The 13,741-nt window shown below is 73.4% G+C and carries 17 protein-coding genes; 10 read left to right on the top strand and 7 right to left on the bottom strand.

Features of this window, described 5'->3' with window-relative positions; translation table 11 throughout:
- Positions 1-228: 228 nt before the first annotated feature.
- Genes NI25_RS21895 through NI25_RS21915 form a run of 5 tightly spaced genes read left to right on the top strand, consistent with a single transcriptional unit; the run spans position 229 to position 5,040 of the window.
- Positions 229-1,359: an NADH:flavin oxidoreductase gene (locus NI25_RS21895; protein ID WP_061444068.1), complete on the top strand. Its 1,131-nt coding sequence runs from the start codon at positions 229-231 to the stop codon at positions 1,357-1,359.
- A 33-nt stretch (positions 1,360-1,392) separates the two neighbouring features.
- Positions 1,393-2,934, top strand: coding sequence for a carboxylesterase/lipase family protein (locus NI25_RS21900; RefSeq protein ID WP_061444069.1), 1,542 nt, complete (start codon positions 1,393-1,395; stop codon positions 2,932-2,934).
- The gene (locus NI25_RS21905) at positions 2,931-3,275 is read left to right on the top strand and encodes a hypothetical protein (protein WP_061444070.1); all 345 of its coding nucleotides are present in this window, start codon (positions 2,931-2,933) and stop codon (positions 3,273-3,275) included. Before NI25_RS21900 ends, NI25_RS21905 begins: the two co-directional genes overlap by 4 nt.
- A 34-nt stretch (positions 3,276-3,309) precedes the next feature.
- Entirely contained in the window at positions 3,310-4,470 is a 1,161-nt protein-coding gene (locus tag NI25_RS21910; protein ID WP_228953416.1) for a pentapeptide repeat-containing protein, read from the top strand.
- Positions 4,471-4,503: 33 nt separating this feature from the next.
- Complete coding sequence (locus NI25_RS21915) at positions 4,504-5,040, top strand: hypothetical protein (protein ID WP_061444071.1); 537 nt, start codon at positions 4,504-4,506, stop codon at positions 5,038-5,040.
- 4 nt (positions 5,041-5,044) lie between these two features.
- On the opposite strand, the gene NI25_RS21920 is transcribed toward NI25_RS21915, so the two are convergent.
- Entirely contained in the window at positions 5,045-5,653 is a 609-nt protein-coding gene (locus NI25_RS21920) for a TetR/AcrR family transcriptional regulator (protein WP_061444072.1), read from the bottom strand.
- A 94-nt stretch (positions 5,654-5,747) separates the two neighbouring features.
- Between NI25_RS21920 and NI25_RS21925 the strand changes: the two genes are divergently transcribed.
- A complete protein-coding gene (locus tag NI25_RS21925) occupies positions 5,748-6,497 on the top strand; it encodes an SDR family NAD(P)-dependent oxidoreductase (RefSeq protein ID WP_061447028.1) in 750 nt (249 codons plus the stop codon).
- A gap of 96 nt (positions 6,498-6,593) precedes the next feature.
- Here NI25_RS21925 and NI25_RS21930 read toward each other — a convergent pair whose 3' ends face one another.
- On the bottom strand, positions 6,594-7,196 hold the full coding sequence (locus tag NI25_RS21930) for a TetR/AcrR family transcriptional regulator (protein ID WP_061444073.1): 603 nt from the start codon (positions 7,194-7,196) through the stop codon (positions 6,594-6,596).
- An 83-nt stretch (positions 7,197-7,279) separates the two neighbouring features.
- Here NI25_RS21930 and NI25_RS21935 point away from each other — a divergent pair, with 83 nt between their 5' ends.
- On the top strand, positions 7,280-7,870 hold the full coding sequence (locus NI25_RS21935; RefSeq protein ID WP_061444074.1) for a dihydrofolate reductase family protein: 591 nt from the start codon (positions 7,280-7,282) through the stop codon (positions 7,868-7,870).
- A gap of 19 nt (positions 7,871-7,889) precedes the next feature.
- On the opposite strand, the gene NI25_RS21940 is transcribed toward NI25_RS21935, so the two are convergent.
- The 3 genes from NI25_RS21940 to NI25_RS21950 form a co-directional block, all read right to left on the bottom strand.
- Entirely contained in the window at positions 7,890-8,459 is a 570-nt protein-coding gene (locus NI25_RS21940; protein ID WP_061444075.1) for a hypothetical protein, read from the bottom strand.
- Positions 8,460-8,499: 40 nt separating this feature from the next.
- On the bottom strand, positions 8,500-9,435 hold the full coding sequence (murQ, locus tag NI25_RS21945) for an N-acetylmuramic acid 6-phosphate etherase (protein WP_061444076.1): 936 nt from the start codon (positions 9,433-9,435) through the stop codon (positions 8,500-8,502).
- Positions 9,436-9,533: 98 nt separating this feature from the next.
- Positions 9,534-10,505: a MurR/RpiR family transcriptional regulator gene (locus NI25_RS21950; RefSeq protein WP_383514270.1), complete on the bottom strand. Its 972-nt coding sequence runs from the start codon at positions 10,503-10,505 to the stop codon at positions 9,534-9,536.
- A gap of 55 nt (positions 10,506-10,560) precedes the next feature.
- Between NI25_RS21950 and NI25_RS21955 the strand changes: the two genes are divergently transcribed.
- Both NI25_RS21955 and NI25_RS21960 read left to right on the top strand, forming a co-directional pair.
- A complete protein-coding gene (locus NI25_RS21955) occupies positions 10,561-10,941 on the top strand; it encodes a hypothetical protein (RefSeq protein ID WP_061444078.1) in 381 nt (126 codons plus the stop codon).
- 10 nt (positions 10,942-10,951) lie between these two features.
- Positions 10,952-11,248 (top strand): DUF4031 domain-containing protein, encoded by a 297-nt coding sequence (locus NI25_RS21960; RefSeq protein ID WP_061444079.1) that lies wholly within the window; start codon positions 10,952-10,954, stop codon positions 11,246-11,248.
- Here NI25_RS21960 and NI25_RS21965 read toward each other — a convergent pair.
- On the bottom strand, positions 11,230-12,315 hold the full coding sequence (locus tag NI25_RS21965; RefSeq protein WP_107071800.1) for a GNAT family N-acetyltransferase: 1,086 nt from the start codon (positions 12,313-12,315) through the stop codon (positions 11,230-11,232). The two genes, NI25_RS21960 and NI25_RS21965, sit on opposite strands and share 19 nt — an antisense overlap.
- A gap of 10 nt (positions 12,316-12,325) precedes the next feature.
- Positions 12,326-12,988 (bottom strand): hypothetical protein, encoded by a 663-nt coding sequence (locus tag NI25_RS21970; RefSeq protein ID WP_061444081.1) that lies wholly within the window; start codon positions 12,986-12,988, stop codon positions 12,326-12,328.
- Between the two features lie 99 nt (positions 12,989-13,087).
- Between NI25_RS21970 and NI25_RS21975 the strand changes: the two genes are divergently transcribed.
- A complete protein-coding gene (locus NI25_RS21975) occupies positions 13,088-13,738 on the top strand; it encodes a TetR/AcrR family transcriptional regulator (protein ID WP_061444082.1) in 651 nt (216 codons plus the stop codon).
- Positions 13,739-13,741 lie beyond the last annotated feature (3 nt).

Here is a 13,741-nt window from a genome sequence, read left to right on the forward strand (position 1 = left end):
CGGTTCCGGTTGATCGACCGTCCTGCACGGACCGAGGGCGGCACTCCCCGAGAGGGGGTGCCGCCCTCGGGCTTTTCCGCGGTCCCGGGCCGGCCGCCGTATGTGTCCCGGGTCACGGCGGATCGGCGGCCGCGGACGGAATGACCCGGCCGGGCCGGGCCGTTCACCGGGGAGTGCGATGAATGCGCGCGCACATACCACCCGGTACCTACCTCAGGGAGCCCGCAAGTGACCGCCACCCCCACCGAGGCCGCCTCCCGCGCCGCCCAACTGCTCGCCCGCCCCGCCGTGATCAACGGCCTGACCGTGCCGAACCGCATCGCGATGGCGCCGATGACCCGCATGTTCTCCCCGGGCGGCATCCCCGGCGAGGACGTGGTGTCGTACTACGCGCGCCGCGCCGCCGCCGGGGTCGGTCTGATCGTCACCGAGGGCACCTACGTGGGGCACGAGTCCGCCGGGCAGAGCGACCGCGTGCCGCGCTTCCACGGCGAGGAGCAGCTCGCCGGGTGGGCGAAGGTCGCCGAGGCGGTGCACGCGGGCGGCGGCACGATCGTGCCGCAGCTGTGGCACATCGGCATGGTGCGCAAGGCCGGGGACCAGCCCTTCCCGGACGCCCCCGCCGTCGGCCCGTCCGGCCTGCGCATCGGCGAGGACGAGCCCACCGGAAAGGCGATGACCCAGCGCGACCTGGACGACGTCATCGGCGCCTTCGCCGAGGCCGCCGCGGCCGCCGAGCGCATCGGCTTCGACGGGGTGGAGATCCACGGCGCCCACGGCTACCTCGTCGACCAGTTCCTGTGGTCCGGCACCAACCGCCGCACCGACGCCTACGGCGGCGACCCGGTGGCCCGGACGAAGTTCGCCGCCGAGATCGTGGCCGCCGTACGCGAGACGGTCTCCGCCGACTTCCCGGTGATCTTCCGCTACTCCCAGTGGAAGCAGGAGGCCTACGACGCCCGCCTCGCCGAGACCCCCGAGGAGCTGGAGGCCATCCTCTCCCCGCTCGCCTCGGCCGGTGTCGACGCCTTCCACGCCTCCACCCGCCGCTACTGGCTCCCCGAGTTCGAGGACTCCGACCTCAACCTCGCCGGCTGGACCAAGAAGCTCACCGGCAAGACCGCCATCACCGTCGGCTCGGTCGGCCTCGACGGCGACTTCACCAAGGCCTTCCAGGGTGAGGGCGCCCCCGTGCGCGGCCTCGACAACCTCCTCGACCGCCTGGAGCGCGACGAGTTCGACCTCGTCGCCGTCGGCCGCGCCCTGCTCCACGACCCGCGGTGGGCCGAGAAGGTCCTCACCGGCCGCTTCGACGAACTCGCCCCGTACGACGCGGCGTCGCTGAAGACCCTCGCCTGAGCGCGGTGCGCACCACGGCGTAGGGTCCGGAGGATGACGATCCCTGGACCTGACGAGTCGGTGGAACCCGTGGTGCGCACCTCCGCCGGTGCGGTGCGCGGCCGGACCGAGGACGGCCTGGCCGTCTTCCGCGGCATCCCCTTCGCCCAGCCTCCGGTGGGAGAGGCCCGGTTCGCCGCCCCGCGCCGCCCCCGCCCCTGGGACGGCGTGCGCGACGCGTACGCCTTCGGCCCGCCGCCCCCGCAGGACGTCGGAGCGGCGGGCACCGCCGGTCCCCCGGACGCCCCCGGAGGCGACGACTGGCTGACGGTCAACGTCTGGACGCCCGCCCCCGACCCGGCCGCCCGCCGCCCGGTCATGGTCTGGATCTACGGCGGCGCCTACAAACTCGGCCACTCCGGCAACCCCGCCTACGACGCCCGCCGCATCGCCGCCGACGGCGACCTCGTCGTCGTCACCCTCAACTACCGCGTCGGCATGGAGGGTTTCGCCCACATCGAGGGCGCCCCCGCCAACCGCGGCCTGCTCGACCAGGTCGCCGCGCTGGTCTGGGTGCAGGACAACATCGCCGGGTTCGGCGGCGACCCCGACCAGGTCACGATCTTCGGCGAGTCGGCCGGCGCCGGTTCCGTGTCCTCCCTGCTCGCCATGCCCCGCGCGGCGGGGCTCTTCCGCCGGGCCGTCGCACAGAGCGTGCCGGGTACGTTCTTCTCCGCCGAACTCGCCCGGGACATCGGCACGGAGCTGGCCGCCGAGGTGGGCCTGCGCCCGACCGTCGCCGACCTCTCGGACATCGCCCCGGACCAGCTCGTCAAGGCCGGCCAGACCCTCGCCCCGAAGATGCCCGGCAGCGTCGCCCGCTGGGGCCAGGCGGCACCCACGATCACCCCGTACGCCCCCGTCGTGGACGGCGAGATCCTGCCGGTCACGCCGTGGCAGGCGCTCAGGTCCGGCGCGGCCCGTGACATCGACCTGATGGTCGGTCACAACCGCGACGAGAACCGTCTCTTCACGATGATGGCGGGCAAGCTCGGCGAGATCGGCGAGGACCGCGCGAGCGCCGCCCTGCGCCTGTACGCGCCGGGCGGCGAAGCGGCCTACAGGGCGGCCTTCCCGGAGGCGTCGGCCAACGACCTCTACGAACACGTCCAGACCGACTGGCTGTTCGCGATGCCGACCCTGCACCTGGCCGAGGCCCACCTCGCGGGCGGCGGCCGGGCCCACGTCTACGAACTGACCTGGCCCGCCCCCGCCTTCGGCGGCGCCCTGGGCGCGTGTCACGCCCTGGACATCCCCCTCCTCTTCGGCACCTTCCAGGCCGACCTGGCGGTGCTCCAGTTCGGCGGCACGGAGCCGTCCGAGGAGGCGCTGGCCCTGTCGTCCCGCTTCCGCGCCTCATGGACCGCCTTCGCCCGCACCGGCGATCCGGGCTGGCCCGCGTACGACACGCAGCGGCGCCGGGTACAGGTCCTGGACACCGAACCGAGGGTCGCGCCCTATCCGGAGGAGACGTCCCGGCGCCTGTGGGAGGGGTACGAGTTCACGCCGCTGCCGCTGCTGAGGGCCAAGGGGTGACCGGCCGGGGTTACCTGGTGGCCCTGTTCGTCGTGCCGGTCGTCGTCGGCGTGTACCTGCTCAGCGAGCCGACGTTCACGGGCGGCACCCCGCAGTGCGACGGCATCATCGAGGAGTACGGGGACTCGGAGCGCTCCGGCCCCATGAAGCCGGGCCAGACGTGCGACCTGTACGACTTCCACGACGGCAGGTCGGCGGGTACCCGGACGTACGAGCAGCAGAAGAAGGCACAGCGGGAGGAGGCGAAGGAGAACCGCCGGGCCGGAGGCTGGTGGCTCGCATACGGCGCGGCCGGCCTCTTCGCCGTCTCCCGCCTGGGGCGGAGGCGCCGCCGCCCTTGATCGGCTTCCGGGCGGCACCTAGGCTCTCGTGCCCATGGGGACGGGGGAGACATCCGGCGGGCGTCGCGCGGTGCACGGCGGGCGGGTGCGGCGCCGGGTGGCCGCAGGTCTGCTGGCCGGGGCGGGTCTGGCCGTTCTGGGCACGGTGTTCGTGCTCCTGCCGGGGGTGGTGGTCGACCACGATCTCGCCGGGGCGAGCGTCGCCGCACAGGACCGGCTGAAGGCGGTGAACGATGTCCGTACGGCGCTGCTGCAGGTGATCGGCGGCCTGGTCGTGCTCTTCGGCGCGTACGCCACCTGGCGCCAACTGCGGGTGAACCAGGACGGACTGCGGGCCACCCAGGAGGGCTACGTCACCGACCGGTTCAGCCGGGCCGTCGACCAGCTCGGCAGCGACAAGCTGGACGTGCGCATCGGCGGGCTGCACGCGCTGTGGCGGATCGCGGAGCAGTCCGACCGCGACCGGGAGGCCATCATCTCCATCCTGGCCGCCTACCTGCGTACCCACCTGCCCTGGCCGCCCGCCGGGCCGGAAGCGCCCGCGGCGGACGTGCCCATCAACGACATCGCACCCCTGGAGACCCGAACCGCCGACGCCCAGGTGGCGCTCACCGCGCTCGGCGTGCTGTGCCAGCACCGGGAGCAGTCCTGGGTCAATCTCAGCCTCACCGACCTGCGCCGGGCCGACTGCGACGGACTGTGGTTCCCCGAGGTCAACTTCGACCGGGCCTGCATGGAGGCGGCGAGCTTCTACCGCGCCAATCTGACCCAGGCGTCCCTGGTCTCGCTCAACCTGCGGCACGCCGACCTCACGACGGCGATCCTGCGCAGGGCCCGCTGCGTCCTGACCGACCTACGGGCCGCCAAGCTGGTCGAGACCGACCTGCGCGACGCCGACTTCACCGGGACCGACCTGCGCGAGGCGAACCTGCGCAAGGCCGATGCCCACGACGCGGTCTTCCACCGCGCCGACCTCCGCATGGCCGACCTGCGCGGCACCGACCTGAGCACCGCCGACCTCGCCGACGCGCGGCTGACCGGTGCCCTGGCCAGCGAGCGCACCCGCTGGCCCGCCGGCTTCGACCACACGGCCGCCGGCGTCGTGCACACCGAAGACCCCGGCCCCGAGCCGCCACCGCTGCTCCAGCCACCCGGGACGACGTGGCAGGCCCCGCCGCTGCGGTCCACGCCCTGACCGGCGTCCGCACGCGCGTGGTTCAATGACCGCATGGGGGAGGACCGCACGTCTCTGGGGCCGCTGGAACTGACCGACGGCCGCTGGCGCGTCGGGGACGCCGCGCGGACCGACGGCCACTGGGTGGAGTTCCGCCCGGACGGGCTTTACCAGCACGAGCCGGACTCCGAAGGGAAGTTGCTCCCGTGGTCCCGGATCATGGACGGCATCAGGCTCACCTGGGGCAAGCACCCCTGGAGCACGAACAACCGGGGGCTGTACACGCTGAAGGGCATGGTCGCCCCGCGTGACGGCGGCTGGCTGCACATGACGCTGCGTCATCCGTACGAGGACCACCAGCTGCGCTTCGACCAGCACACGCGCCCCTACCGTGCGGTTGACGCGCTCCGGCTGGAGGCCCTGCTGCGGCAGCTCACCGCTGACGGAAGGCTCCACGTCCTCGGCGACCCGGACTGGGTGGGCCGGGCCGCGGCGTGCCTGGCCGGCGGGGAGAACCGCCGGATCACCAGCCGTTCACTGCGGCAGGCGGTGGCAGCGGCCCTGGCGGCGGCCGGCCCCGGCACCCCCTGACGGATCACGCGGGCGGCCAGGAGCGCAGGGCCGTGTCGGCCACCCGCTGGAGTTCCTCCCGGGTGGCGCCGCCGACGGCCTGTACGGCGATGCCGTTGGCGAAGGTCATGAGGTAGCGGGCGATGTGCAGGGGGTCCGTGCCCGGCGGCAGGTCTCCGTCGTCGACGGCCTGCCGGAACCGGTCGCGGAGTCGGTCGACGCCCCCTTCGCGCCACTCGGCGAGCAGGTCACGGACGGAGCGTCCGGTCTCGCCGGCGGCGAGTGAGCCCTGGACGCCCAGGCAGCCGGACGGGCAGTCGGGGCGGGTGCTGACCTGGACGGCACCCCTCAGGACGGCGGTCGCCACCTCGCGGGCGGTCGGTTCCCGCAGGGCGCGGGCGACGTAGGAGGCGGGCCCCTCCTCGTAGCGTTCGAGCGCCTTGCGGAACAGGTCCTCCTTGTTGCCGAAGGCCGCGTACATGCTGGTGCGGGTGATGCCCATGGCGCCGGTCAGATCGGTGAGGCTGGCGCCCTCGTAGCCCCGCTCCCAGAAGACCCGCATGGCCTTCTCCAGGGCCTCGTCGGCGTCGAAGCCCCTCGGCCGGCCGATCGGCCCCTTCCGTCTCGTCTCCATGTCCCCAGTCTACGTCTTCCGTATCGATCGGTACGGATGTGCTACGGTCGCTTTCGGTACCGAGCGGTACTGAATAGCTAGAAGGGTGTTCATCATGGGGCAGCTCGAAGGCAGGACGGCCGTCGTCACCGGCGGCGGCACGGGGATCGGTCTGGCCAGCGCGGTGCGGCTGGCGGACGAGGGTGCGCACGTGTTCATCACCGGCCGGCGCAAGGAGGTCCTGGACGCGGCCGTGGAGATCATCGGCGCGGAGCGGGTCACGGCGGTGGCCGGTGACGTCTCGGACCCGGCCGATCTGGACCGGCTCTACGACGCGGTCCGCGCCCGGGGCCGGGGGCTCGACGTGGTCTTCGCCAACGCGGCGACCGCCTCGCTCGTGCCGCTCGAGGAGATCACCGAGGAACGGTTCGAGGAGATCTTCGGCGTCAACGTGCGGGGCACGCTCTTCACCGTGCAGAAGGCGCTGCCGCTGCTCAACGACGGCGCCTCGGTGATCCTGAACGCCTCCACCGCCGCGGACAACGGCGCGGAGTCGTTCAGCCTGTACGCCGCCTCCAAGGCCGCCGTCCGGACCTTCGCGCGGGGATGGGCCAACGAACTCAAGGGCCGCGGTGTCCGGGTCAACGCGATCTCTCCGGGCCCGGTCGACACCCCCGGAATCACCAACCTCTTCGGCGGGTCGAACGCGCCCACCGTTCACGCGAAGCTCACCGCGGACACCGCGATCGGCCGGATGGGGCGCCCCGAGGAGATCGCCGCTGTGGTGGCCTTCCTCGCCTCGGACCAGAGCAGCTACGTCCTCGGCGCCAACTGGTACGTCGACGGCGGGGAGAACCAGATCTGAAGCAGTGGACGGGGGCCGGGGGGTGTCGTTCGGATGCGGCCGACTCCAGGCAACGGTGCCCTGTGGCGCGCCCCGGCACAATCCGGACGACGCCCCCTAGCGGCCCCCGTCCGGTGCCGCGGTCTCCGGTGCCACGATGCGTTCGACCGCCGCCGCCACCAGCTCCTCGCGCTCGGCCGGGGTGAACACGTCCGGCAGGGTGAGCTGTTCGACGATCAGCCAGTTCAGGGTGAGCATGAGCAGTTTGACGGCCGTGGCGTCGCCGGGGAGGCCGGACGCCTCGTGGTGGGCGACGTTGGCGGCGACGTCCTCGCGGACGCGTTCGGTCAGCACCTCGCGCAGTTCGGGGCGCCGGGTGGCCTCCAGGCGCAGTTCGAGCAGGGCGAGGTAGCCGGTGCGGAACCCGGCGACGCGGTCGACCAGTTCGCGCATCAGCTGCACGTAGGTGTCACGGTCGCGGGCGACCGTGTGCTGGCGCGCGAGGGCAGCCTCGCCGGGGTGCAGCCGCTCGTAGACCCGGGCGCCGGCCTGCGTGAGCAGGTCGTCGCGGTTCGCGAAGTAGTTGGACGCGGTGCCGGCCGGCACGCCGGCCTCCGTGTCCACCGCCCGGAAGGTCAGGCCCCGGGCGCCCTGGGCGGCCAGCACCTCGATCGCGGCGTCGACGAGGGCGGCGCGCCGCTCGTCGTTGCGCCTCACCACGGGTACGACTCCATTGACACCACTCCATGTGTAGTACTACGGTCAAACCACTTCAAGCAGAGTACTACGTCGGGAGTCCTTCTATGCGCAAACTCGTGTACTACGTCGCCGTCACCCTCGACGGACGCATCGCGGGACCCGGTGGCGAGTACGACTTCTTCCCCGCGGGCGACGAGCGGCAGGCCGCCGCCTACTCGGCCTGGACCAACGGGATGTACCCGGAGACCGTACCGACCGCGATGCGCGCCGCCGTCGGTCTCGCCGACGTGCCCAACCGGAGCTTCGACACCGTCCTGATGGGACTCGGCAGCTACCGCCCCGCGCTCGACGCGGGGATCACCAGCCCCTACGCCCACCTGCGCCAGTACGTGGTGTCGAGCACCCTCCGGCCCGACGTCGACCCGGCCGTCACCGTCGTACCGGACGATCCGCTCGGCCTCGTCCGGGAGCTCAAGGGCGAGAGCGGCGGCCTGGACATCTGGCTGTGCGGGGGAGGGAAGCTCGCCGGGGCACTGCTGCCCGAGATCGACGAACTGGTGATCAAGAGCTACCCGGTGCTCGCCGGTACCGGCGTCCCGCTGGTCGACGGCGTCTTCGACCCCACGCCCTTCGAGGTCGCCGAGCGCACCGCCTTCCCCCAGGGCGTGACCCTCACCCACCTCACCCGCAGGTAGCGCGCCGCAGGGGCGTCGCTCAGAGGCCGCCCATCGGCTCGATGTCCACCCGCACCGGTGTGCCCCACACCCGCAGCACCTCGTAGTCGGTGAACTCGTGGACGATCCGGTACGCCGTCGCGGCGCGCGGGCCGCGGAGTTGGGCCGCGATGTACAGCTCGGCCTCGCGGCGGTCGCGGCGCGGGGTGCCGCAGAGCTGCCACGCCTGGCCGTTCCACAGCTCGGGCAGCCAGCGCTGCTGGGGCTGCGGGCGGTCGCCCCGGACACCGTAGCGGGACTGGACCGGCTCGGCGGCCCGGTGCGGCACCGGGCCGCCGCCGTACTCGGCGCGGCGAGCCGTGCGGCGGCGGGTCTCGCACAGCAGGCACAGGTCGGGGGCGCCCTGGTCGACCGGCCCGTTCGGGTGCTCGGGGCAGCGGGTGCTGGGGGCCGTCGTCGTGACGCTCTCCTCCAGCTGGTCCAGCGCGCGCTTCAGGTCCGCGCGGACCTCGTGCAGCTTGGCCTCGGGCGTGTCGGCGGTCAGGGCCTCGCCGTGCTCACCGATCAGACGCAGGGCGCGGCCCAGGGCGGTCAGCTGGGCGTGGTTCATGTACTTCAGAATCGCACACGGCGCCGACGGCCCCGGGCGGTCAGCCGTGCGCTCCCGCCAGCGCCGCCCGCAGGTGGCCGCCGGACTCGGTCAGCAGGCGGGCGGCCGTCGGGCCGTCCACGTCCGCCAGCAGGACCAGGATCGCGTGCTTCACCTCGCCGTCGGTCGCCGTCAGGGCGCGCTCGATCTCGTCGTCGGCGGCACCGGTGGCGAGCGCGACGATGCGGCGGGAGCGGGCCCGCAGCTTCTCGTTGGAGGCCCGGACGTCGACCATCAGGTTCCCGTACGTCTTGCCGAGCCGGATCATGGTGATCGTCGACAGCATGTTCAGGACCAGCTTCTGCGCCGTGCCCGCCTTCAGCCGGGTCGATCCGGTGAGCAGCTCGGGCCCGGTCACCACCTCGATGCCGTGTTCGGCCGCCGCGGCCAGCGCACTGTCCCGGTTGCAGGCGAGACCGACGGTCAGCGCCCCGAGCGAGCGGGCGTACTCGACCGCGCCGACGGCGTAGGGGGTACGCCCGGAGGCGGAGACCCCGACCACCGTGTCGTCGGCGGTCAGTGCCAGGGCGTCCAGGTCGGCGCGGGCCAGCTCCGGGGAGTCCTCGGCACCCTCGATCGAGGTGACCATGGCGTCCGGGCCGCCCGCGATCAGTCCGACGACTTGCCCGGGGGCGGTGTTGAACGTCGGCGGGCACTCCGAGGCGTCCAGCACACCGAGCCGGCCCGCCGTACCGGCGCCCGCGTAGACCAGCCGCCCGCCGCGCGCCATCCGGACGGCCACGGCGTCGATGGCGGCGGCGATCTCGGGCAGCCGCTCGGCCACGGCGGCGGCCACCGCGGCGTCCTCGCCATTCATCAGGCGGGTGATGTCGAGCGTCGGCAACTGATCGATCTCGGCCAGCTCCGGCCGGAACGCCTCGGTGGCCAACGTCTCCAACTGGGAACGAAGGTCGGGGTGATGGGGGGTGGAGGTCATAAGGATGCAGCCCTTTTCAGCTTACGGTGGCTCTGGATACCCAGGGGCGCGGGGAACTGCGCGACCAGCCACACTCGGCCCGCAGCCGCCCACAATGATCAGGACCTACGGTCCCCCGCCCCCGCGCGGAGCGCCCCGTGCCGATGCGCCAACGCCTCGTAGGACGCCGCCAGCGCCGGCGCGGCCGACTCGTACGTCCGCTGCGCCACCCCCACGAACAGGCAGTCCACCACCAGCAACTGACTGGTCCGCGACGACATCGCCGCCGGCCGCAGCTCGCTCTCCCGGGCGGTGGACGTGGTCAGTACGTGGTCGGCGTACTGGGTGACGGGACTGTCGGGGCGGCCGGTGATGGCGATGGTCGTCGCACCGCGCTCGAAGGCGACCCGCAGCGGTTCGATCACGTCCCCCGTCGAGCCGGAGTGGGTGATCGCCAGGGCCACGTCCCCGGCGCGCAACTGCACCGCGTTGGTGACGGCGAGGTGCGTGTCGCCCGGGGCGTGGGCTATGAGCCCTATGCGCAGCATCTTCTGGGTGAGGTCCTGGGCGACCAGGCCGGAGGCGCCGATGCCGTACACGTCGGTGCGGCGGGCGGCGGCCAGTGCGGCGACGGCCGCGCCGAGCTGGACGGTGTCGAGACCGGCGGCCGTGTCCGCGAGGGTCTGCTGCTCGTCGTAGGCCAGCTTGGCCACCACGTCGGCGATCGGATCGTCGACCGCGATGTCGGTGGTGATGGCGGGCGCGCGGCCGGACTGCTGCTGGGCGGCGAGCCCCGCGAGCGCGAGGCGCAGATCGCGGTAACCGGGGTAGCCGAGCAGCCGGGCGGTGCGTACGACGGTGGCCTCGCTGGTGCCGGTCAGCTCGGCCAGGCCGGTGACCGTGAGGGCCGCGCAGCCGGCCGGGTCGCCCGCGACGGCCTCGGCGACCCGCTGCATGGACCGCGTCATCGACGGCGCCAGGGTGCGGACCTTGGCCGCGAGGGCGGCGGGCGCGGGCGGTGCGCTCCCGCCGCCGGTGGCCCGGTGGCCCCCGGAGACGTGGGCGAAAGTTTCCTTCACTTCATCGGTCACTCATGAAAGATATTTTCGTTTCGGTCCGCGGGTCAAGAGTGCGCACAATGGGTGCATGAACCCCATCAGCCCCCTGGAGCAGGCGCTGCACGCCGCACGCGCCCTCGTCCTCGCCGATCTGGTGGCGGGCGAGGTCGCCGAGCCGGACGTCGTGTCGCTGGTCGAGGAGTCCGTCGCACAGCGGCGCTGGTGGGTCGAGCAGTGGCCGGAGGGCGCGGAGTTCGTGGCGGGGCTGGTCGCGCAGGACGTGCAGGACGCCCTGTTGGAGCGGTACGGCCGCTGGCCGCTGTGCCCGGTGTGCGGCTCCGGCGACCCGCACGCGCTGGACGTCGAGCCCGAGTTGGGGCCCGATCCGCACTGGGTGTGCGGCAAGGCCGGTGTGAAGGTCGCCGCCGTCGGCTCGCTGGGCGCGGCTCCCGGCGGCACGTCCTCGTGAGGGTCCCGCGGTGACCGTCTACATCGACCCGCCGACCTGGCCGGGCCACGGCCGTCTGTGGTCGCACCTGGTCAGCGACGTCTCCTTCGCCGAACTGCATGCGTTCGCCGCGGCCCTGGGCGTGCCCCGCCGCGCCTTCGAGCGCGACCACTACGACCTGCCCGCCCAGCGGTACGCCGACGCCGTGTCCGCCGGCGCGCTGGAGGTCAGCAGCCGCGAGGTGGTGCGGCTGCTGCACGGGGCGGGACTGCGCCGGCGCAAGGGGGCCGCCCGCGACGCCCCCGGGGCTCAGCCGCGCAACTCGTAGGCGAACTGCCCGGCACCGTCGCCCTCGGCGGACTCCACGGCGACCCGGGTGAAACCGGCGCGGGCGATGACGGCCTGCGAGGCGCGGTTCTCCGGCTCCGTCGTCGCGAACACGGACGTCACCTCCTCCCGCGCCAGCGCCCACGCGGACAGCGCGCGCAGCGCCTCCGTCGCGTAGCCCTTGCCGCGGGCCGCCTCGGCGAGGTCGTAGCCGACCTCCACCCGGCCGTCCTCGTCCGGCGCCCCGTGGAATCCCATGCCGCCGACCGCACGCCCGTCCTCGCGCCGGACGAGCGCGAAGACGCCCCACTCCGGGCGGTGCGTCCCCGCCCCGTACGCCTTAAGCAGCATGCCGGCGGCGTCCCGGGTGCCCTGGAAGGGACCGCCCTCGACCCATGCGAAGCCGCCGTCGCCGCCCGCGGCGAGGTCGGTGGCGGCGGCGGGGGAGACGCCCTGGAGGGTGAGCCGCTGGGCCGGGACCACCAGGTTGTTGCGCCAGCGCCACTCGGTGACCGGGTCGCGTCCGGGCAGGTCGCCGCGGCCGGTGGCCCACAGCAGGGTGCGCCAGGGGTCGGTGCCGGGCTGGACGTGCGGGAATATCCGGGCGAGCAGGTCCGCGCACAGCTCGGGGGACGGTTCGTAGGCCAGCCCGAGACCCTCGGCGATGTCGTGGGTGTGCAGCAGCACCTCGGTGATCCCCATCGCGGCGAAGCCCTCGCGGTTCGCGCTGCGGAAGGGGTACGGGTGGAAGGCCCGCACCTCGCGCGGGGTGGTGCGGACGGTGGCGGCGAGCAGCGCGCCGGTCGTCTCGATCACCTGGAGGACGTCCTCGTTGCCGGTGCCCTCGTCCAGGGTGATCTCGAACGGGACGTACGCCTCGGTGGCGCGTCCGGCCAGCTGACCGGCGTAGGCGATGAGGTCGCTCGCGATGTGCTCCGCCGTGTACCGGCAGTCCCAGTCCAGTCGTCCGGCCCGCGTCCCCTGCCAGTCCCGGTCCGTCGCCGTCCGCAGCAGCGCGACGGCGCCCGCGACGGCCTCCTCCACCCGTTCCCCGCCCATGCTTCGCATGCCGGGCAGGCTAGACCCCCGGGGTGTCGGGGAGCGACAGCATTTCCAGCTCCCCGGTGAGGTTGTGGCGGGCGGTCGCCTCCCACTCCCGCTGCCCGTGCGGGGTGTGGAACAGGGCGGGCAGCTCGAGGAGTTGGCGCAGAACCGCGGCCCGGCCCGCGCGGAACGCCTCGTTCGGGACGAAGTGGTACTCCTCGCGGACGGCCGCCGTGTACGCCGCGTACGCCGACGGCGGCGAGGCGAGCACCGCGAGGTCCGCGTCGCACAGCACCTGCCCGTCGCGGTCGTCGCCGGCCGGGGCGTGGGTCACGGTGAGCCGCACCAGCCGGGCCACCTCGGCCGTCCGCTCCGCCGGAACCCCGGCCTCGGTGAGCGCGCGCTCGGCGAGCCGGGCCGAGCGCTCCTCGTTCTCCGACCGCTCGGGCAGGTACACGGCGTCGTGGAACCAGGCCGCGAGCCGTACGGCGTCCACGTCCTCGGCGTGCTCCGCCAGGACGTCGACGTGGTCGAGGACCGCCGTGAGGTGCGCGAGGGTGTGGTAGCGCCGCTGCGGCTCCTGCCAGCGGACGAGCAGGTTGTCGGCGTACGGCGCGGGGTCGGGGGCGGAGCCGGGAGCGGCGGCTCCCGCCAGGGCGCGGGCGAAGCGGGAGCGCAGGGCGTCGAGGTCGGCCATGCGCCCATTCTCCCAGATAATGTTCGTGATAGCTTCTAACTGATTGTCGAATCACCGGCCGGACGAGCCGGGCGACGGCCGAGAGGTGGCGGACGGACCATGCCGGAGGCGCGCACGAGCACCCCGCGCGAGCGGTACCGCACCCAGGTGCGCGCGGAGATCAAGGAACACGCGTGGGAGCAGATCGCCACGGCGGGCGCCTCCGCGCTCTCCCTCAACGCGATCGCCAAGCGGATGGGCATGAGCGGCCCCGCGCTCTACCGCTACTTCGACGGCCGCGACGAACTGATCACGGAACTCATCCGGGACGCCTACCGCAGCCAGGCCGACGCCTTCCGGGCCGCCGCCGGGTCGGGTGCCGACCTGGCGGGCCTCGCGCACGCCCTGCGCGCCTGGGCTCTGGAGGACCCGCAGCGCTACTTCCTCATTCACGGCACCCCCGTCCCCGGCTACCACGCGCCGGGCGACATCACCGAGATCGCGGCCGAGACGATGACGGTCATCGTCGACGCGTGCGCCGCACTGGCGTCGCCGGGCGGCACCGCCGGGGCGTTCGACGCCCACCTCGAGGACCACCGGCAGTGGGCGGGCGACCACCCGGCACCCTCCCCGGTGCTCCACCGCGCCCTGTCCTTCTGGTCCCGGCTGCACGGCGTGCTGTCCCTGGAGCTCGCCGGCCAGTTCACCGGCATGGGTTTCGACCCCGCTCTTCTCTTCGAGGCCGAACTGAAGGACCTGATCGGCCCCTAACGT

It is taken from the genome of Streptomyces sp. CCM_MD2014 (assembly GCF_000772045.1).
Classification (GTDB): Bacteria; Actinomycetota; Actinomycetes; order Streptomycetales; family Streptomycetaceae; genus Streptomyces; species Streptomyces salinarius.